The following is an 18,990-nucleotide window of genomic DNA, read 5'->3' on the forward strand; positions in this document are numbered from 1 at the left end:
TAGCGATAGGCTGGAAAGCACTTTTCATACAGGCCTAAGCAAATAGGAACTATATGCGCTCTATATACTGCGGAAATTTAAATAAAGACCACGTAGGTCAAGAAGTCGAATTATGTGGTTGGATCAACAAGCGCCGTGACTTAGGTGGATTAATTTTCGTCGACTTAAGAGATCGCGAAGGTTTGGTGCAGGTTGTTTTTGACCCAGAAGTTGAAGGCTTGATGGATGTTGCGAATACGCTGCGCCAAGAGTTTTGTGTGAAAGTGACAGGTAGTGTTCGTGCAAGGCCTGACAGCCAAGTTAATAAAGACATGGCGACAGGTGAAGTTGAAATCCTGGGCACAGGCCTTGAAATCATTAACCGTTCTGAACCTTTACCGCTAGACTTCAATCAGCAAAATTCAGAAGAGCGACGTCTAAAGTACCGTTACTTAGATCTACGTCGTTTAGAAATGAGCGATCGAATTAAACTACGAGCGAAAGCATCGAGCTTTGTTCGTCGTTTCCTAGATACCAACGATTTCTTGGACATTGAAACGCCTGTTTTAACCAAAGCAACACCAGAAGGCGCGCGTGATTACTTGGTACCGAGCCGTGTACACAAGGGCAGCTTTTACGCATTACCTCAATCTCCACAGCTGTTTAAACAGTTGTTGATGATGTCTGGTTTTGACCGCTATTACCAAATCGTGAAATGTTTCCGTGATGAAGACTTGCGTGCGGATAGACAGCCAGAATTCACACAGATAGATTTAGAAACGTCATTTATGACCTCTGATCAAGTACGTGAAGTAACTGAGCGCATGATCCGTGAAATGTGGCAAGAGCTACTGAATGTGGACCTTGGTGAATTCCCTACGATGCCATATGCAGAAGCAATGCGTCGTTTTGGTTCAGACAAGCCTGACTTACGTAACCCATTAGAGCTTGTCGACGTTGCTGATATCGTTAAAGATGTCGAGTTTAAAGTGTTAGCTGGTCCTGCGAACGACGAAAAAGGTCGCGTAGCTGTATTAACAGTACCGGGCGGTGCAGAGCTATCTCGTAAGCAAATCGACGAGTATACAAAATTTGTCGGTATTTACGGCGCGAAAGGCCTTGCTTGGATGAAGGTAAACGACCGTGAAGCAGGTATGGAAGGTGTACAATCACCAATCGCTAAATTCTTAAACGAAGACGTGATCAGCGCTTTGCTAGAACGCACCAATGCACAAACTGGCGATATCATCCTATTTGGCGCGGATAAGCGTAACGTTGTAAATGAAGCAATGGGTGCATTGCGTTTGAAAGTAGGTTTGGACAGAGAGATCACTGATCTTAACAAGTGGGCACCGCTTTGGGTTGTTGACTTCCCGATGTTCGAAGAAGATGACGAAGGTAACTTGCATGCTGTACACCATCCATTTACGGCGCCAAAAGATATCAGTGCACAAGAGCTAGAAGCAAATCCAGCTGCAGCGATTTCAGATGCGTACGATATGGTACTTAATGGCTATGAAGTCGGTGGCGGTTCAGTTCGTATCCACAACAATGAAATGCAGCAAGCGGCATTTAGAATTTTAGGTATTGAAGAGCAAGAACAACAAGACAAGTTTGGTTTCTTACTCGATGCATTGAAGTATGGTACACCGCCACACGCTGGTTTGGCATTTGGCCTTGACCGTCTTGTGATGTTGCTATGTGGTACAGATAACATTCGTGATGTGATTGCATTCCCTAAAACAACTCAGGCATCTTGTTTGATGACCAATGCGCCAAGTGTTGCAAACCCAGATGCATTAACTGAGCTTGCGATTGCAGTGCAAGCACAACAAGCACAAAGTGAAGAGCAGTAAGCACTGACCTTCTTTGAAAAGGCGGCTTTAATAGCCGCCTTTTTTGTTTAACACTGGAAATCCATACAGTATTTTGGCATGATGTTGAAAAAAGCAAAGAGGGCAGTGCCTTGGCAGTTATTTTGGGCATAGACCCTGGTTCGAGGTTTACAGGTTACGGCGTGATTGAGCATCAAGGTGCAAAATTTAAGTACCTTGGTAGTGGCTGTATAAAAGTTGGAGAGCATGATTTTCCAACACGGTTAAAAATGATCTTTCAAGGTATAAGCCAATTGATAGAGCAATTTTCACCGGACAGCTTTGCGATAGAGCAAGTATTTATGGCGCATAACCCCGACTCTGCATTAAAGCTTGGTCAAGCGCGAGGTGCAGCCATTGTAGCTGCGACGATGCAAGATGTCGTTGTCCATGAATATTCTGCGAGACAAATCAAGCAAGCAGTGGTTGGCACAGGTGGTGCAAACAAAACTCAGGTTCAAGAAATGGTTAAACGCATTTTAAAGTTACCCGGTACGCCACAAGCAGATGCCGCAGATGCTTTAGCGATTGCAATTTGTCATGCCCACTCTGAACAAAACTTAATTCGTTTGGCAGGTAATGCTAAGAAAACAGTTCGTGGAAGGTTAAGATAATTATGATAGGTAAATTAAGTGGTACTTTATTAGAGAAGCAACCGCCAGAAATTTTGATCGATGTAAATGGTGTGGGCTATGAAGTACAAATGCCAATGACTTGCTTCTACGAGCTGCCAGGTACAGGCCAGCCAGCTGCAATTTTCACTCATTTTGTTGTTCGAGAAGACGCACAGCTGCTTTTTGGCTTCAATCATAAAACTGAACGCGCGCTATTTAGAGAGCTGATAAAAGCCAATGGAGTGGGGCCTAAATTAGCTTTGGCGATTTTGTCAGGGATGTCGGCTGAGCAATTTGTGCATTGTGTTAATCAAGGTGATGCGTCTACACTGGTTAAGATCCCGGGAGTGGGGAAAAAAACCGCAGAGCGCCTAGTCTTAGAAATGAAAGACAAGTTGAAAGACTTTGGCCATGACTTGTTCACGCCATTCAGTGACAATGCCGTTATTCCACCTCAGGACAACCCGACTGTGGGTAACTTACCTGCGGATGATGCAATTGCTGCGCTGGTGGCTTTGGGCTACAAAGCCGCGCAAGCACAAAAAGCAGTTAAAGCAGTGAAAGGCGAAGGTTTAGATACAGAAACCATTATTAAAGAAGCCCTTAGATCTATGATGTAATTATGATAGAAGCAGACAGACTAATAGAACCTGAAGTTCAAGGTAATGAAGAGCAAATTGATAGGGCTATTCGCCCCAAGCTACTGAGTGACTACACTGGACAGCCTCATGTTAAGCAGCAAATGGAAATCTTTATTGAAGCGGCACGATCGCGAGACGAAGCGTTAGACCATTTGTTGATATTTGGACCTCCTGGGCTTGGCAAAACGACCCTTGCCAATATTGTTGCCAATGAATTGGGTGTAAACATAAAGACAACTTCAGGGCCCGTGCTTGAAAAAGCAGGGGATCTGGCAGCGATGCTGACAAACCTTGAAGAAGGCGATGTTTTGTTTATCGATGAGATACATCGCCTAAGCCCGCAAGTTGAAGAAATTCTGTATCCGGCAATGGAAGATTATCAGCTAGATATCATGATAGGAGAAGGGCCTGCTGCGCGTTCAATTAAGTTGGACCTACCGCCCTTTACCTTGGTGGGAGCAACAACTCGTGCTGGTTCTTTGACGTCACCGCTGCGAGACCGCTTTGGTATCGTGCAAAGGCTTGAGTTTTACTCGGTCGATGATTTATCGCAAATTGTTAGCCGCTCAGCACACTTTTTAAATCTAGAAACAACAGAAGAAGGTGCGCGTGAAGTTGCTAAAAGGGCACGCGGTACGCCGAGGATCGCCAACCGTTTATTGCGACGAGTACGTGACTTTGCTGATGTCAAAGGTGATGGCAGTGTGGACAAGCGCATTGCAAACCAGGCACTCGATATGGTGGATGTCGACAAATGTGGTTTCGACTATATGGACAGGAAGTACTTACTGGCAATTATTGAGAAGTTTACAGGTGGCCCTGTTGGTCTTGATAATCTAGCCGCAGCAATAGGGGAAGAAAAAGAAACCATTGAAGATGTTATAGAGCCATACCTTATCCAGCAAGGGTTTATTCAACGTACGCCAAGAGGACGTATTGTTTCAGACCGAGCTTATCTACACTTTGACCTTTCCAGAGATTAACTCTTATCAAGCCATAGTTTTTACTGTGGCTTTTTTCTTTGCGCGCGTTATTTCCTAGCAACCCCAAATTTTAGGCAAAAAAAAGCCCGCACATGTGTGCGGGCGAAAACAACAAGTTGAAGGAAGTAATCCAGGGAACTGATGAGTCTGTTAAGGTTTTATCCAAAAGTTTCTCATCAAAAGCAACAGAGTAAATCAGAACTCTATCACTCGGTAACTGGCTTTGCATTGCGTTAAGCAGTGCGCTCAGTACAGGGTGTATATTAGAGATATTCTGGTTCGTTATCAAACTAGAAAAATTGCAACTTTCGAATAAAAAAAACTAATGTGAAATGATCTTATCATTTCTTACATTGTCGAAAGGTTGCTATATTGCCATTTATAAATATATGAAATATAAGGTTTTGTACTATTTATGCGCAAAATGTAAATATTAGATAATCTGTTGTTAATTGGTATTACCAATGTATTTTTGAGCATTTATTCGCGCAAAGTGAATAAATCCTTGTATTTATGCAGGGCGAGTAAATATTTACGCTCCTTGTCAAGGCGAAGAATAAAAATGTTAATAAAACAGCAAAAGCAACAAACCAAATGGATTTAAGTGAAAAATATCCTTATTTAAGAGCCTAAGTGTCGTCGGATGAGCCATTGTGTTATTTATCGACATTTAAGCTAATTTTATAGCTTTGACGTTGTAAGGCATTATTTGTGTGGTTAAACTACCTGAACCTTTTGTCGTGCTTGAAGTCTATCTGTTGAAAGGCGCCATGCCGGGTACACAATATTATTAGGAGTGTTAAAACGTGGAATCGGGTTTAAATTTCATCGATCTAATTTTAGAAGCCAGTGTGTTGGTTCAACTTGTTATGTTGACGCTAGTCGGCATGTCCATCGCCTCATGGGCGATTATATTCCAGCGCCGTTCTGTGATTGCTGAAGCACAAAGTGATGCCCGTAAGTTTGAGCAACAATTTTGGTCTGGTATGGACTTAGGTAAGTTATATAATGAAATCACTGCACGTTCAGGCAGCTCGAAAGGGTTAGAAGCTTTATTTGTTGCTGGGTTCAAAGAGTTTGCAAGACATAAGAAGAATAACACAGGCTCAGCAAATATGATTCTAGATGGCACACATCGTTCGATGCGCGTGGCGTTATCGCGAGAAGTAGAAAAGCTAGAGTCGAGTTTGTCTTTTCTTGCTACAGTTGGATCTATCAGCCCGTACATAGGTTTATTTGGTACTGTATGGGGTATCATGAACGCGTTCATCGCTTTAGGTAATGTTAAACAGGCAACTCTGCAGATGGTTGCGCCGGGTATCGCAGAAGCACTGATCGCAACAGCAATGGGCCTGTTTGCTGCAATCCCTGCGGTGATGGCGTACAACCGTTTTGCAAAACATGTAGAAAAGTTGGAAGTAAACTATGCCAATTTTATGGAAGAGTTTGCCAATATTTTACATCGTCAAGCAGCCACTTTAGTGGAGAGCAAAACCAATGTATCAGCCTAAAAAAAGAAGACCGGTTGCAGAGATCAATGTAGTTCCCTACATTGATGTCATGTTGGTGTTGCTGATCATCTTTATGGCAACAGCGCCGCTTATCACCCATGGTGTGAAAGTGGATTTACCCCAAATGCAAGAGTCTGACTTGGTTGAAACCCAAGATGCGCCGCCAATTATCGCCACCATTGATGCTGAAGGGAAATATTACGTGTCTGTAGGCACAAACCCAGAAGCGCCAATGGATGCCGTAGAAGTCGCAGCGGTTATTAAGCTTAAATTACAACAAAACCCTGATACGCCTGTAATGATTAAAGGCTCGGGTCGTGTGTCGTATCAAGAAGTTTTACTGCTAATGGATTTTTTGAAAAATGCAGGGGTGCCATCTGTGGGGCTAATGACAAAATCATTCGAGGATAATTAATGGATGCGTTAACAAGCGGAATTATCAAGTCGTTTCTGCTTCACTTTGCGTTAGCCGGTATGTTGTTCGCGTCGGCTAACCTACAAATGTCAAAGCCCACGGTCATGCAAGTGCAATTAAATCCAGTTATGGAAGAGACGCCGGATGAGAAGGTGGTCTCTGCAATTTCTGTAGATCAACAGGCTGTAGAGCGTAAGGTTGCTGAACTGAAACGCAAAGAAGATGCACAAAAGCGTGCAGAAGAAAAACGCATTCGCGATTTGGAGCGTCGTGCTGTGCAAGCGCGAAAAGATCGAGAAGCTGAGGCCCGCAGGATTAAAAAGCTTGAACAACAACGTCAGGCTAAACTTGCTGAAAAGCGTAAAGCGGAAGCTCAAGCCAAAAAGGCTCGAGAAGTAGAGAAAAAGCAACGCGCGGATGCAGAGAAGGCGAGAAAAGAAAAATTACAGGCTGAACAAGCAGCTAAAGCGGCGGCAGAAAAGCGCAAGTCTGAAGAGGACCGTTTAAGAGAGGCTGAAGCTAAGCGTAAGCGTCAAGAAGAAGAGGCGAAGCGCAAAGCACAAGAAGCTGAACAAGCACGACAAAAAGCATTGCAAGAACAATTGTTACAAGAGCAGTTAGCTCAAGAGCAGGCAGCGCGTGCAAAAATCAGACAACAACAAGTACTCGGTGAAGTAGACAAGTACAAAGCACTTATAATGCAACGTATTCAATCTAACTTACTTATTGATGAGAAAATGAAAGGGAAACAGTGTCGCTTGAACATTCGCTTAGGCTTTAATGGCCTCGTGACTCAAGCGAAATCATTAGGGGGAGATAAGTTAGTGTGCGAAGCGGCATTGAGGGCCGTACGCATGGCGGATACACTGCCTGTTTCAAAAGACAAAGATGTTTTTGAACAGCTTAAAAATATTAATTTAACGATTAAACCAAATCTTTAAAGGAAAACCATGTTAAAGCATTTTAAAAACATATTTCTGGTTTTTGCTTTTGGTATGACGACTTTGGCTCATGCGGCACTTGAGATCGTCATTACTGAAGGTGTAGACAGCGCAAGACCAATAGGGGTTGTGCCTTTTAAATATATCGGCAACGGTACCGTCCCTTCAGAGATAAGCACAGTCATCGCAGCTGATTTGATGCGCAGCGGAAAATTTAAGGCTGTTTCAGAAGAACAAATGCCACAATTGCCTACTACCGATGAAGATGTGGATTACGATGCATGGGTTAGTCTAGGTGTCGAAGCAATCGTCGTTGGTACAATCACTCAGCAACCGGCTAATCGCTATTTGGTTAAGTATGAGCTAATCGATGTCTTGCGTGCTCAGATCACCGGTGGTGAAACGCGTATGATGAGTAATGGCAAACTAATGAAAAGCCAAGACCATATTTTGGAAAGCCGCCAAAGCGTGATCGATAGTGATTCATTCCGTTACTATTCACACCAGATCAGTGATGTGGTTTACGAAGCTCTGACAGGTGAACGTGGTGCATTTAGAACAAAAATAGCGTATGTGATTGTTCGCGAAGAGCAAGATAAGCCATATCAGCTAGTTGTTGCCGACTACGATGGTTTTAATGAGCAAGTTTTACTGCGTTCGAAAGAACCATTAATGTCACCAGCTTGGTCTCCAGATGGCAATAAGTTGGCCTATGTGACTTTTGAAAATCGCCAATCTCAAGTTTATATTCAAGATATCTATACTGGTAAACGTGAAAAGTTAACCAGCTATCCTGGTATTAACGGAGCGCCACAGTTTTCACCTGATGGTTCACAAATGCTGGTCGTGTTATCAAAAGACAAAGGCGGCGCGACAGAAGTCTATGTAATTGACTTAGAAACACGCGTCGAAAAGCGCTTAACGAAGCATAGAAGTATAGATACCGAGCCAAGTTGGCACCCAAATGGCCGAGAAATTGTGTATACGTCTGAAAGGGGTGGTAATGCCCAGATTTATAAGTTAAATTTAGACTCTGGTAGATCTAGACGCGTTACATTCGATGGTGATATGAACTTAGCGGGTTCAATTACGCCGGATGGTAAGCAATTAGTAATGGTAAATCGCACGCTAGGTCAGTACCATATAGCAAAGAAAGAATTTGATTCAGGGCTGTTTCAGGTGTTAACTCGTACGAGACTCGATGAATCACCGAGTATTGCGCCGAACGGCTCTATGATTATTTACAGTACCCTGCATAATAATAAGCAGGTTTTGGCCCTGGTGTCGATGGACGGTCGCTTTAAAGCGAGACTGCCTGTGCTTGACGGGCAAGTGAAGGCACCGGCCTGGTCGCCATTTTTACAGTAATTTTTACTGGTTAGACTTATAAAGATATAGGAATATACTCGATGCAACTTAACAAAACTTTAAAGGCTTTATTGGTAGCGTTGCCTGTAATGACTTTAGCTGCATGTAGCTCATCATCTGGTGATGTTGAAGGTGGTGATAGCCAGCAAACTAATGCTGCTTCTAACAGCAACGACAAGGTTGATGTAAATACAATTGACCGTCCAAAAACTGCTGAAGAGAAATTACAAGAGAAGTACACTCAGTTGCGTCAAGAGCAGATCGTATACTTCGATTTTGACCGCTCTACAGTACGCAGCGAATATGTTGAGTTACTACAAGCACATGCAGACTTCCTAGTTAAAAACCCAAGCGTAAAAGTACTTGTTGAAGGCCACGCGGATGAGCGCGGTACACCTGAGTACAACATTGCACTTGGCGAGAGCCGTGGTAAGTCTGTTGCTAAATACCTTGAGAGCCTAGGTGTTTCTGATAGCCAAATCTCAGTAGTGAGCTATGGTGAAGAAAAGCCAATGGTTAAGTCGCGCACTGAAGAAGCTTTTGCTAAGAACCGTCGCGCGGTATTGGTATACTAATTTAGACAAGAGATGTTATGAAGCCGAAAACTATTTTGGCAGCCATCATCTTTCTTAGCGGGAGCTCCCAAGTCTGGGCAGCTCCCGCTACTGTTTATGATGCTGCAAATAATCAAAAGTCGCTTGAACAGCGCGTTGCTGAACTTGAAAAAATGATGACCAATCGGAATCGAGTGCAAGCAGATCTCCAATTACAGTTGCAGCAATTGCAAGACGAAGTAAGCCAAGTTCGCGGTTTTACCGACGAGCAAAGTTATAAACTTGAAAAGGTACTACAGCGTCAGCGCGAGCTTTATCAAGAAATTGAAAATCGTGTTAGCCAAGTTTATGAGCAAACTAAGTCGGATATAGCAGCTACTGCCATTCCAACAGTGGGTGAGCAAGCAGTAAGCTCCAACCTGTCTGAAAATGAAGCCTATGACCGCGCTGTTGCTCTAATTATGAAAGATAAGCGCTATGATGCGGCCATTCCAGAGTTTCAGAGCTTTTTGCAACAATTCCCTGAATCTGTGTATATTCCAAATGCACATTATTGGCTCGGGCAGCTACAATCAATTAAGAGTAAGCCTGCGGAAGCAATTAAGCACTTTACTATTGTGGTTGAACAGTTTCCTGATTCAAACAAACGTCCAGATGCGATGCTAAAGCTGGGTACTCTGGCTGCGAATGCAGGTGATAAGGCCAAAGCGACGCAATTATTCAATGCGTTGATAAAAGAATACCCAAGTACGACTGCTGCAAAATTAGCAACAGAGAGATTATCTAAGCTGTAATCAGCTGCTTTATGTACACAGTGGTGTAAAAATAGGCGCTTAGACATAAAATTTAAAAAAAACAGCGTAATTCAGTTGCACTAGAATTTTAAATAAGTATTATAAGCGCCCGCAGCAGGCGATACGGTATCGACTTCTTGCTGCAATGAGTGGGTCATTAGCTCAGTTGGTAGAGCAGTGGACTTTTAATCCATTGGTCGATGGTTCGAGTCCATCATGACCCACCACTTTTGCTTAAATTTGATATGAGCGGGTCATTAGCTCAGTTGGTAGAGCAGTGGACTTTTAATCCATTGGTCGATGGTTCGAGTCCATCATGACCCACCATTAAGCTTAAAATTCCCGAGCGGGTCATTAGCTCAGTTGGTAGAGCAGTGGACTTTTAATCCATTGGTCGATGGTTCGAGTCCATCATGACCCACCATTTTAAGTTGTCTTCATATCCTCGAGCGGGTCATTAGCTCAGTTGGTAGAGCAGTGGACTTTTAATCCATTGGTCGATGGTTCGAGTCCATCATGACCCACCATTAAGCACATCAATATCCAGAGCGGGTCATTAGCTCAGTTGGTAGAGCAGTGGACTTTTAATCCATTGGTCGATGGTTCGAGTCCATCATGACCCACCATTAGCTTAAATCTGGATATCCGAGCGGGTCATTAGCTCAGTTGGTAGAGCAGTGGACTTTTAATCCATTGGTCGATGGTTCGAGTCCATCATGACCCACCATTAAGCTTAAAAATTTCCCGAGCGGGTCATTAGCTCAGTTGGTAGAGCAGTGGACTTTTAATCCATTGGTCGATGGTTCGAGTCCATCATGACCCACCATTTAAGCTTATAAAAATTCTTGAGCGGGTCATTAGCTCAGTTGGTAGAGCAGTGGACTTTTAATCCATTGGTCGATGGTTCGAGTCCATCATGACCCACCATTCAAGATTAAAACTTCCCGAGCGGGTCATTAGCTCAGTTGGTAGAGCAGTGGACTTTTAATCCATTGGTCGATGGTTCGAGTCCATCATGACCCACCATTCAAGTTTAAAAATTTCCTCGAGCGGGTCATTAGCTCAGTTGGTAGAGCAGTGGACTTTTAATCCATTGGTCGATGGTTCGAGTCCATCATGACCCACCATTTCCTTTACGACTCTTTTATTCTTAAATATTCTTTCCTAATCTTGTCATTTACTAGGATTATCTCCGTATTTTTCGTATAATTCGCGCCAATTATGCAATGTGGACTATGTGGTCGAGAGAATGAGTCTAGCAGAACAAATCATGCCTGAGGATTATATATTTCCTCCAAAGCCAGCACCGCTGAACGATGAAGAAAAGCAGCAGTATAAAGCGCGGATCAAGTCATTGTTAAAAGAGAAAAATGCGGTCTTGGTTGCCCATTATTACACAGATCCAGAGATCCAAGCGTTAGCGGAAGAAACTGGTGGTTGTGTCGCAGATTCACTGGAAATGGCGCGTTTTGGTGCCAAGCAAGAAGATGCGGAAATCATTATTGTGGCAGGTGTTCGTTTCATGGGCGAAACGGCAAAAATTTTAACACCTGAAAAAACCGTCGTGATGCCAACGTTGGCTGCAACTTGTTCCTTGGATGTGGGTTGCCCAATAGATGCGTTTTCTAAATTCTGTGACGAACACCCAGAAAGAAAAGTCGTGGTTTATGCAAACACGTCGACAGCGGTTAAAGCGCGAGCAGATTGGATTGTGACGTCTTCTTGTGCTCTAGAGATAGTCGAGCACTTAGACTCTGAAGGGGAAACCATTATTTGGGGTCCTGACAAGCACCTAGGTTCTTATATTCAAAAGAAAACAGGTGCAGACATGATCATGTGGAATGGTGCATGTATCGTTCACGATGAGTTCAAGACAAAAGCGCTTAAAGATATGAAAGCGCTTCACCCTGATGCGGCAGTGCTGGTACACCCAGAATCTCCAGCTGAAATCGTTGATCTTGCTGATGCTGTTGGTTCGACAAGTCAATTGATCAAAGCAGCACAAGAGATGGACAATCAAAAATTCATCGTGGCAACAGATCGCGGTATTTTTTACAAGATGCAGCAGCTTTGCCCTGAAAAAGAATTTTTTGAGGCACCAACAGCAGGTGAAGGCGCAACTTGCCGTAGTTGTGCACACTGTCCATGGATGGCCATGAATGGCTTACAAGCGATTGAAGAAGCGCTAATTAATCCAGAAGGGAAAGAAGTCTTCGTCGATATGGATTTACGTGAAGGCGCACTGCGTTCACTTAACCGTATGTTAGATTTCTCTGCAAGTTTAAAAGGCTAATGGAGATTGTCTGTAATCTAGCCAATTAAGCGAGATTACAAAAAAAGTACTTGCTAAAAGGCGGGGGTTTTCATAGTATTAGCCCCGCATTCAGTGCGGAGAGATGGCTGAGTGGCTTAAGGCGCACGACTGGAACTCGTGTATACGTTTATAGCGTATCGAGGGTTCGACTCCCTCTCTCTCCGCCATTCCTTCTTTATATTTCTTAAATTCCAATAGTTCCTATAGTCAATTTATATATCTTTGCTCTTCATTAAGATTTCCATTTAGAATTTTACATTACGTTCAGGCTAAAAAATCTACCATTTGGCGACAATCATTTATTATTAAAATTATAGTTAGGATAGAATGTCAGCTGTTCGCATTAGTTCTAGGCCCAAGGTAGGTAGAGTGTATGCAAAATGAGGACTGTTTTTCAGATACGTATTTAGCGCCGATAAAGCACATTGCCTCTGGTGGAATGGGTGATGTTTTTCTCGCTAATGATACACGTCTCAGCAGACAAGTCGCGGTAAAGCGAGTTACGCTGACTGACAGCCACGATGCTCACACGATACGGGAACAGGCGTTGTATGAAGCGCGTCTAATGGCAAAAGCGAATCACCCAAATATTGTTCAGTTGTATGACATTGTTGAAGTCGATTCTCAGCTTCTTCTTGTGCTGGAATACGTGCCCGGGCAAACTTTAGCAAAATATGTGAAGCAAAAATTTCTTACTTTAACTGAGAAATTAGCAATTTTGGAAAAAGTAGCCCATGGGTTGCAATACATTCATCAATTGTCACTGATCCACTGCGATGTAAAAGCCAGCAATATTCTTATCTCTGAGACAGGAGAGGTCAAACTCTCTGATTTTGGCATCGCCAACTCACTTCAAAGTAAAGTAGTAGGGCTGCCTCAGTCGACGAGTTTTGGCAGTATCTATGCAATGTCGCCAGAACAACTGGAAGGCAGAACACTTAGCTATGCGACAGATATATTCTCTTTTGGAGTACTGAGCTTTGAATTGCTGTTTGGCCGTCATCCATTTGGCAGTGCCAAGGGAGAGGAACTTGCTAGCCGGATCAAACGGGGTGCATTGATTGAGCCAGAGGGTTTGACTCCTTCAATACCAACGGAACTAACCACTCTATTGCGTCAGATGCTCGATAAGTCGGCGGACAAACGTCCATCGACTAAAGAAATTATCAATGTATTAGGTAGAGCACTTTCTTTGCTAGAAGCGGGCGAGTCAGACGACACGGCTTCTTTACCTTACACAAGTGAAACTAGCAGACAATTTGGTTCGGCAGGTCAGGTAAAACGCTTCGCTATTGGATTTATATTGGCCCTGTTTTTTGTTGTTGGTGGGTATTTCAGTTGGTTGTTTTTAAAGCCAGACTCTCGGATTCAGTACACCTTAGTACTTGAGCCACAAATCACTGTCGAAGGTAAAAGTGGCAAAGAAAATACAGGTCTACTGTTGGCGACGATTGATAGTGCAGTTCGGCAAGTGGTTCTAAATTCTGTTAACGCAGAATTAGTAAACCATAAGACTTACGGTGACATATCAGATGTTGAAAGCTTGGTTAAGGCGTCTGGGGCGACCGCGATTCTTCTACCTGTAGTTCGATGTGAAATAACACAGTGCAATGTACGTTTATCTTTATTGAAAGGGGACAGCCAACTAGTACAAGGGGAATTAAATACAAGTATTAAAAGAGATGATTATTTAGCGATCAGCTCAACTTACTCGGCATTTGCTGGAAAGTTACTTGGACAACCAAATTTTAAAGCGCGAGAAAAGTTGATCAAAATGGAGCAAACGTTTTTCAATCAGTATTTACATGTTTACCATGATGTAAATTTTAATGGCAATTTCTCTTTGCTAAATTTGCAGCGAACACGCGCATTAATTGAGGCAGACCCAAATTATTTCCCTTTGTACAGCCTTATGATGAACTTATATATTGAGCGGTATCATGTTGATAGGCAAGAGGTATATCTTGAAGACTTGGGTAAGTTGCTTCAAGCCGCCCCAAGCAGTTATAAGTTAACCAAGTCTTATATTGTTGATATGACTGTATTTGCAATAGAGAGCAAGCAAGATGCGCTGGTACAAGCACAGTTGGAGCAGCTGTATCAATTTGGTGAAACAGCACTCAGTTACAGGCTTCGAGGGTATTATCTATATAGTTTGCACGATTTGGAGGGGGCAATAGAGATGTATACAAAATCAATTACATTGCAATCTAGTGTGCAGTCTAAATATAGCTTGGCTCTAGCTTATTTTTATAATGGCCAACTCGACCAAGCCAAAGCTCAACTCGAAGAAGTGGAACGTGTATTTCCAAATTATACAGACGCTCAAAAGCTCAGTGCAGACCTGTATATGTTAGAAGGCAGTTGGGCGTTGGCGATTGAAAGATATGAAGCCACAATTGCAAAGACAGGCAGTTCTGCTGACTATAGTAACTTGGCTTTAGCATACCTATTTTCAAATCAATATCAAAAAGCTCTACTTGCTGCGGAGCGTGCTAATACGATCAGCCCGGAAAATATGGGAATTCGGCTCAACTACGCAGACTTGCTGTACTTAAACAATGAAGTTGAAAGAGCTGAAAAAGAGTACCTGCGGATTGCAACCAATGATATTTCTGATGCCACGTATAGTGAACTTTTAGTTACAGGGCAGGCGCTCGCACACTTAGGCCGTTATGAGGAGTCGTTACAACGTTTATACCAAGCTGTTAAATTGACGACGGATAAACTGAATTATGCATATGAAGCTGCATTGATCTATACACTGGCTGGTGAGTTAAAGTCAGCCATTATCCATTATAAAGCTGCCATTGATGGGGGGTACGCACTCTACTGGTTTGACTTACCTTGGTTTAAACCTTTATGTGAGTACCCAGAGTTTAAGAAGCAAAAGCTTTCAATTTGCCAATCAATGGGTTCTTGGACGGCGAATGATGAGCGTCGGGTCAATCACTAACTCGGGCGCTTGTTCCTTATCTTGGCTTGGGTTGGTCGCAGTGGGTGGTGTTCTGTCACTTAACGTAACACCAAAGTCTAGCTGAGCTATTTCGTCTTGTCCTTTCGGTAACTCTTCGCTGTCCCTAGATGCTGCAAGCTTAATAACAATTTGGTTTTTAGGGAGTTGGGGGTTACTAGTTAATATACTGACATCTAAGATTTTTAGACCAGAACTTTTTAAGTTAACGCCTTTGATCTGATATTTATTGGCGGTGGTTGGAGCTAGTGTGTAGTAGAAGCTAACTGTGCGTTCCTCTTCATATTGAAGGTCGCTTAATTCCACATAAAAGGGAGTTGTTGCGTAGTTAATGACCATTTCTTGTTTCTGCTTGGGCTCAGGGTCATATCTAACAAAGACCTGATCAGGTTGCTGTGGTGTTTGGTCGTATGACGCCTCAAATTCAAATGTCGAACCTTGATGGGAGCTTTCATTGATTTGCGCGAGCTTTTCATCGGTCAGAATATCGTTCATTTTGATCTCCTTGGTACTGTTTTGATGTCAAAATATAGTTCGGTGTTAACTCATCCTTTTTGCTTCATTCAGCATAGAAGAAGACAGGATTACATGCAATTACACCGGGTTTTGTCGGTTAATGATTGCGTGTATAGGGTTTTTGTCAGGCGCTGCTATACTTTTGATATATTGATTAGCTTTTTTCAACAATGAAAAGACCACATATTCCAACAGAACAAATAGGCTCTATCCCTCGAACAGCAGAGTTGATTGAGGCATATCAGCAATATCGCGACGACAAAATTGATTACGATGCGTTGAATCAAATAGCGGAAGAGCACACCAAGCAAGTGCTCAATGATTTAGCTGATCTTGGTTGCAGTGTTGTGAGTGATGGTGAGCAGCGAAAATTCGATGGTTTTGCGCACTATTGTTTGCATAATTCGCCGAGATTTGGCTCGGAAGGTTTGATTGTCGATTTTTCCGATGGTCATCGGCGAGTATTCGCTCCCCATCTTAAAAAAGCACCTTTTAAATATGAAAATACAGCAGACGAGTACTTAGCATTTGCTTTGAAGCATACACACTTACCGGTTAAGCAAGCTGTGATATCACCTTCTATGTTGAGCCTAGTGTATCCAGCAAAGGGGATAGAGGGGTATAGTCATCAACAGTTTATTGAGGACCTTGTCGCGGAGCATGTCGCGGAAGTTAGACGGTGTTTGGCCTTGGGGGCGCATAAAGTACAAATTGATTTTACGGAAGCTAGATTGTCGTTAAAGCTAGATCCATCTGGCGGTATGTTGAGCGCTTTTGTTGAGCTGATTAATCGTTGTCTGAGCGCGTTTAGTGCGCAAGAAAGGCAGAAAATTGGTGTGCATACTTGTCCTGGCGCAGATATTGATGCGACGCATAGTGCGGAAATCGACTACAAATACTTGTTGCCGACATTATTTAAGATAAACGCTGGTAATTTTTACGTGGCACTTAAAGGCGAGCGTGAACCACGAAAAGTACTCAGGTTAATTGGTCAGATTATCTCGCCCGAGCAACGTGTCTTTATAGGCGTAACAAACCCGATAGACCCCATTATTGAAAAGCCCGAAGAGGTATGTGAATTGATTATTGCTGCCACCGAGTTTATCCCTATCGAACAACTTGGTACTACTGACGACTGTGGCTTTTCGCCATTTGCGGACGATGTATCTACAGGAAGAGAGATTGCCTATCAAAAGATACGCGCGCGCCTAGAAGGAACAAAAATGGCTGAACAGCAGCTATTTGAAAAGCAATGTAAGTAGACTTGGCTATAGCCTTATGAACACATTGAATCTACACGAGAGAATCGAGCAATTAGAGCAGGAATTACTAGCGCTCGAGATGGAGAACCATGAGTTAACGCAAAAGATGCTCAAAGCGCAATTTGAAGATCATAAACTTCGCGAAATTCAAAAGCTGGCGAAGGTTGGTACTTGGAGCCTGAATCACTTGAGTTACAATTTATCTTTATCAAGCGAACTCAGTATGATCCTGTTTGGAGAAGAGCAGGTACCTCAGAGTCTTTCTTGGGACAGTTTTTTACAGCTGATTGGAGGTTTAGCAGAGCAAAATATCGGTACGACTATAATGCAAGAAGTGATAATCGGAGGACAACAAAAAACCTTTGAGCACAAGATGGTCAAACCGGATGGCGAGACACTATATGTAAAACATTGCTGCGAAACATTTTACAATTCAATCGGCCAACCATTAAACTCAGTTGGTCTAATGCAAGATATCACCTTGGAAAAAATTAACGAAATAAGACTGGAGCAACTCTCTATTACTGATGAGTTAACAGGCTTAAATAATCGGCGAAAAACCAATGAAGTGCTGGTGGCTCAGCATGACCTTGTACAAAGGTACGACAGTGACTGCACCGCGATTTTGTTTGATTTAGATTTGTTCAAGCAGTTTAATGATTTATTCGGGCACCAGACGGGAGACGAAGTGCTGCAAACCGTAGCGCAAAAGATCAAAGATAATTTGCGCAGCGCAGATATATGCGGTCGTTGGGGCGGGGAAGAGTTTTTAGTTATCTGTCAGAATACGCCGGTCTCTGACGCAACTATGGTGGCTGAAAAACTACGGTGTGTCATTGCAGCAATTAACTTGTCCTGCAAAATGCCCGTCACCGCCAGCTTTGGTGTTGCCCAGTTCTCAAAAGGGGAGCCACTTCAAGCGTTTTTAAAACGTTTAGACCAAACCCTTTACACGTCTAAAAAAGCGGGAAGGGATCAAGTGAACACTTCTTTATATCAGGCTTGAGCTATTTTCTAGTAAATCCCCGTTATTACGGCTATTGGCATTGATGAAGCCGGTTTTCTGACCGATACTTAGGTTTATTGAAGTACTGCACTGCAATGCGAGTGTGGGTATCTATTTTATGTAACTGAAAACATAGAGCAGGCAAGTGATGCAAGAAGAACTATTAAATTCGGTTATTAAGATAACAAAAACGCGGGATATAGACTCACTTGAATACAGTTTATTATCTACAATTCAAGAGTTTATTAATTGTCAGCGTATTTCTGTATTTAAGATTATTCAGGGGCAAGGGCCGTGTACGGTCGAGCGTAGTCTGACACTGAGGGTACATGATGTCGGGGAGTATGAATGGTTAGACAGGGTAATCATTGACGAGCCTCATGCTGAGTTGAGTTCCTGTTTGCAATCGGCCTGTAGTATCACCATGCAGGATTCAGCAGGCACTGAGCGACGTTGGTTACCCATTGTAATCCATGAAAAAACTGCGGGTGCGATCGAAGTACAGTGCGAAGGGCTTGATAGTGCACAACAAGTGATGCTGAATGCATTTGTACGTATTTATGAGAATTATCTAACTATATTGCGTGAAAACGAGCGTGATAAACTCACTGGGTTACTTAACCGTCAAACGTTTGATAAGAAGTTAAAGCAATTACTTGAAAAGCAAATGTTGGAGCAAAATCGAGCAATTCGAGATGGCTCTGACTTGCGCTCTTTGCACCGAGGGGCGACATCGTGGTTAGCTATGGTAGATATTGATCACTTTAAAAGTGTTAATGATACCTATGGGCATGTTTGCGGCGATGAAGTGTTGTTGATCCTATCACAGCGTATGCAGGAGTTTTTTCGTTCAACAGATCTGTTGTTTCGCTTCGGTGGTGAAGAGTTTGTTATTGTATTTGAACCAACCGATTATGAGTCAATAAAACAAAGAATGGAGCAGTTTTTAAATTTAGTGAGAAAGACTTCTTTCCCATTTATTAAAAAGTTGACGGTGAGTGTCGGTCTGGCACGTATTAGCCCTTATGACTTTCCAATTACGGTGTTAGAAAATGCAGATAAAGCCTTGTACTATGCAAAGGAGCATGGGCGAGACCAAGTTGGCTTTTATGAGGATTTAATATCCCGCAAGCAAATTAAACAACATATTGAAAGCAGTGATATAGATTTGTTCTAGTGTATGCAGCGAATGTAATCGAATTTAGGTTACTCGCTGCACAAAAACGTTGTTTTCAACTTTTTTC

At 42.8% G+C, this 18,990-nt stretch carries 16 protein-coding genes and 11 tRNA genes; 26 read left to right on the plus strand and 1 reads right to left on the minus strand.

The genetic code is table 11. The annotated features are described in order from the left end of the window. Window positions 1–53: 53 nt before the first annotated feature. From aspS to J8M00_RS03350, 23 genes are all read left to right on the plus strand, one after another. Entirely contained in the window at window positions 54–1,835 is a 1,782-nt protein-coding gene (aspS, locus tag J8M00_RS03240; RefSeq protein ID WP_211008932.1) for an aspartate--tRNA ligase, read from the plus strand. 110 nt (window positions 1,836–1,945) lie between these two features. Then, window positions 1,946–2,467, plus strand: a complete 522-nt coding sequence (ruvC, locus tag J8M00_RS03245) for a crossover junction endodeoxyribonuclease RuvC (protein WP_211008933.1) — start codon at window positions 1,946–1,948, stop codon at window positions 2,465–2,467. Window positions 2,468–2,469: 2 nt separating this feature from the next. Then, window positions 2,470–3,087 carry a Holliday junction branch migration protein RuvA gene (gene ruvA / locus J8M00_RS03250; protein ID WP_211008934.1) on the plus strand — a complete coding sequence of 206 codons (618 nt, stop codon included), beginning with the start codon at window positions 2,470–2,472 and terminating at the stop codon, window positions 3,085–3,087. Between the two features lie 2 nt (window positions 3,088–3,089). Continuing rightward, window positions 3,090–4,091 carry a Holliday junction branch migration DNA helicase RuvB gene (gene ruvB, locus J8M00_RS03255; protein WP_211008935.1) on the plus strand — a complete coding sequence of 334 codons (1,002 nt, stop codon included), beginning with the start codon at window positions 3,090–3,092 and terminating at the stop codon, window positions 4,089–4,091. An 806-nt stretch (window positions 4,092–4,897) separates the two neighbouring features. Next, on the plus strand, window positions 4,898–5,602 hold the full coding sequence (gene tolQ / locus J8M00_RS03260; protein WP_023402204.1) for a protein TolQ: 705 nt from the start codon (window positions 4,898–4,900) through the stop codon (window positions 5,600–5,602). After that, entirely contained in the window at window positions 5,589–6,017 is a 429-nt protein-coding gene (gene tolR / locus J8M00_RS03265) for a protein TolR (protein WP_023402203.1), read from the plus strand. The genes tolQ and tolR overlap by 14 nt, the downstream gene beginning before the upstream one ends. Next, entirely contained in the window at window positions 6,017–6,958 is a 942-nt protein-coding gene (gene tolA / locus J8M00_RS03270; protein WP_023402202.1) for a cell envelope integrity protein TolA, read from the plus strand. Before tolR ends, tolA begins: the two co-directional genes overlap by 1 nt. A gap of 54 nt (window positions 6,959–7,012) precedes the next feature. Beyond that, window positions 7,013–8,326 (plus strand): Tol-Pal system beta propeller repeat protein TolB, encoded by a 1,314-nt coding sequence (gene tolB, locus J8M00_RS03275; protein ID WP_247687241.1) that lies wholly within the window; start codon window positions 7,013–7,015, stop codon window positions 8,324–8,326. A 41-nt stretch (window positions 8,327–8,367) separates the two neighbouring features. Next, window positions 8,368–8,901, plus strand: coding sequence for a peptidoglycan-associated lipoprotein Pal (pal, locus tag J8M00_RS03280; protein WP_023402200.1), 534 nt, complete (start codon window positions 8,368–8,370; stop codon window positions 8,899–8,901). A 17-nt stretch (window positions 8,902–8,918) separates the two neighbouring features. Further along, entirely contained in the window at window positions 8,919–9,674 is a 756-nt protein-coding gene (gene ybgF, locus J8M00_RS03285) for a tol-pal system protein YbgF (RefSeq protein WP_023402199.1), read from the plus strand. Between the two features lie 151 nt (window positions 9,675–9,825). Next, window positions 9,826–9,901: transfer RNA gene (locus tag J8M00_RS03290), tRNA-Lys, on the plus strand. 24 nt (window positions 9,902–9,925) lie between these two features. Further along, window positions 9,926–10,001: transfer RNA gene (locus J8M00_RS03295), tRNA-Lys, on the plus strand. A gap of 21 nt (window positions 10,002–10,022) precedes the next feature. Next, a tRNA-Lys gene (locus tag J8M00_RS03300) sits at window positions 10,023–10,098 on the plus strand. A gap of 27 nt (window positions 10,099–10,125) precedes the next feature. Next, a tRNA-Lys gene (locus J8M00_RS03305) sits at window positions 10,126–10,201 on the plus strand. A gap of 23 nt (window positions 10,202–10,224) precedes the next feature. Then, window positions 10,225–10,300 (plus strand) — tRNA-Lys (locus J8M00_RS03310). Between the two features lie 25 nt (window positions 10,301–10,325). Further along, window positions 10,326–10,401: transfer RNA gene (locus J8M00_RS03315), tRNA-Lys, on the plus strand. A 23-nt stretch (window positions 10,402–10,424) separates the two neighbouring features. After that, window positions 10,425–10,500: transfer RNA gene (locus J8M00_RS03320), tRNA-Lys, on the plus strand. A 25-nt stretch (window positions 10,501–10,525) separates the two neighbouring features. Beyond that, window positions 10,526–10,601, plus strand: a tRNA-Lys gene (locus J8M00_RS03325). Window positions 10,602–10,624: 23 nt separating this feature from the next. After that, window positions 10,625–10,700 (plus strand) — tRNA-Lys (locus J8M00_RS03330). A 25-nt stretch (window positions 10,701–10,725) separates the two neighbouring features. Further along, window positions 10,726–10,801, plus strand: a tRNA-Lys gene (locus J8M00_RS03335). Window positions 10,802–10,923: 122 nt separating this feature from the next. Continuing rightward, window positions 10,924–11,967, plus strand: a complete 1,044-nt coding sequence (gene nadA / locus J8M00_RS03340; RefSeq protein ID WP_211008937.1) for a quinolinate synthase NadA — start codon at window positions 10,924–10,926, stop codon at window positions 11,965–11,967. A 97-nt stretch (window positions 11,968–12,064) separates the two neighbouring features. Continuing rightward, window positions 12,065–12,155, plus strand: a tRNA-Ser gene (locus J8M00_RS03345). A 206-nt stretch (window positions 12,156–12,361) separates the two neighbouring features. Beyond that, window positions 12,362–14,944, plus strand: a complete 2,583-nt coding sequence (locus J8M00_RS03350) for a serine/threonine-protein kinase (protein ID WP_211008938.1) — start codon at window positions 12,362–12,364, stop codon at window positions 14,942–14,944. Here the strand turns inward: J8M00_RS03350 and J8M00_RS03355 are convergent. Further along, window positions 14,897–15,457: a hypothetical protein gene (locus J8M00_RS03355; protein ID WP_211008939.1), complete on the minus strand. Its 561-nt coding sequence runs from the start codon at window positions 15,455–15,457 to the stop codon at window positions 14,897–14,899. The genes J8M00_RS03350 and J8M00_RS03355 overlap by 48 nt on opposite strands. A gap of 191 nt (window positions 15,458–15,648) precedes the next feature. Here J8M00_RS03355 and J8M00_RS03360 point away from each other — a divergent pair, with 191 nt between their 5' ends. The 3 genes from J8M00_RS03360 to J8M00_RS03370 all read left to right on the plus strand — a co-directional run bounded on the left by J8M00_RS03360 (window position 15,649) and on the right by J8M00_RS03370 (window position 18,923). Continuing rightward, window positions 15,649–16,740 (plus strand): 5-methyltetrahydropteroyltriglutamate--homocysteine methyltransferase, encoded by a 1,092-nt coding sequence (locus J8M00_RS03360; RefSeq protein ID WP_211008940.1) that lies wholly within the window; start codon window positions 15,649–15,651, stop codon window positions 16,738–16,740. A gap of 16 nt (window positions 16,741–16,756) precedes the next feature. Further along, window positions 16,757–17,746, plus strand: coding sequence for a GGDEF domain-containing protein (locus J8M00_RS03365; protein WP_211008941.1), 990 nt, complete (start codon window positions 16,757–16,759; stop codon window positions 17,744–17,746). Between the two features lie 148 nt (window positions 17,747–17,894). Beyond that, window positions 17,895–18,923 carry a GGDEF domain-containing protein gene (locus tag J8M00_RS03370; RefSeq protein ID WP_211008942.1) on the plus strand — a complete coding sequence of 343 codons (1,029 nt, stop codon included), beginning with the start codon at window positions 17,895–17,897 and terminating at the stop codon, window positions 18,921–18,923. The last annotated feature ends 67 nt before the right edge of the window (window positions 18,924–18,990 follow it).

Source organism: Pseudoalteromonas luteoviolacea (assembly GCF_018100925.1).
GTDB classification, from domain to species: Bacteria; Pseudomonadota; Gammaproteobacteria; order Enterobacterales; family Alteromonadaceae; genus Pseudoalteromonas; species Pseudoalteromonas obscura.

Coding starts and splice junctions, on each gene's coding strand:
- nadA (WP_211008937.1), top strand. CDS start 10,924: ATGAGTCTAGCAGAACAAATCATGCCTGAGGATTATATATTTCCTCCA.
- tolR (WP_023402203.1), top strand. CDS start 5,589: ATGTATCAGCCTAAAAAAAGAAGACCGGTTGCAGAGATCAATGTAGTT.
- tolA (WP_023402202.1), top strand. CDS start 6,017: ATGGATGCGTTAACAAGCGGAATTATCAAGTCGTTTCTGCTTCACTTT.
- J8M00_RS03370 (WP_211008942.1), top strand. CDS start 17,895: ATGCAAGAAGAACTATTAAATTCGGTTATTAAGATAACAAAAACGCGG.
- ybgF (WP_023402199.1), top strand. CDS start 8,919: ATGAAGCCGAAAACTATTTTGGCAGCCATCATCTTTCTTAGCGGGAGC.
- aspS (WP_211008932.1), top strand. CDS start 54: ATGCGCTCTATATACTGCGGAAATTTAAATAAAGACCACGTAGGTCAA.
- J8M00_RS03360 (WP_211008940.1), top strand. CDS start 15,649: ATGAAAAGACCACATATTCCAACAGAACAAATAGGCTCTATCCCTCGA.
- J8M00_RS03355 (WP_211008939.1), bottom strand. CDS start 15,457: ATGAACGATATTCTGACCGATGAAAAGCTCGCGCAAATCAATGAAAGC.
- ruvB (WP_211008935.1), top strand. CDS start 3,090: ATGATAGAAGCAGACAGACTAATAGAACCTGAAGTTCAAGGTAATGAA.
- J8M00_RS03365 (WP_211008941.1), top strand. CDS start 16,757: ATGAACACATTGAATCTACACGAGAGAATCGAGCAATTAGAGCAGGAA.
- ruvA (WP_211008934.1), top strand. CDS start 2,470: ATGATAGGTAAATTAAGTGGTACTTTATTAGAGAAGCAACCGCCAGAA.
- J8M00_RS03350 (WP_211008938.1), top strand. CDS start 12,362: ATGCAAAATGAGGACTGTTTTTCAGATACGTATTTAGCGCCGATAAAG.
- pal (WP_023402200.1), top strand. CDS start 8,368: ATGCAACTTAACAAAACTTTAAAGGCTTTATTGGTAGCGTTGCCTGTA.
- tolB (WP_247687241.1), top strand. CDS start 7,013: ATGACGACTTTGGCTCATGCGGCACTTGAGATCGTCATTACTGAAGGT.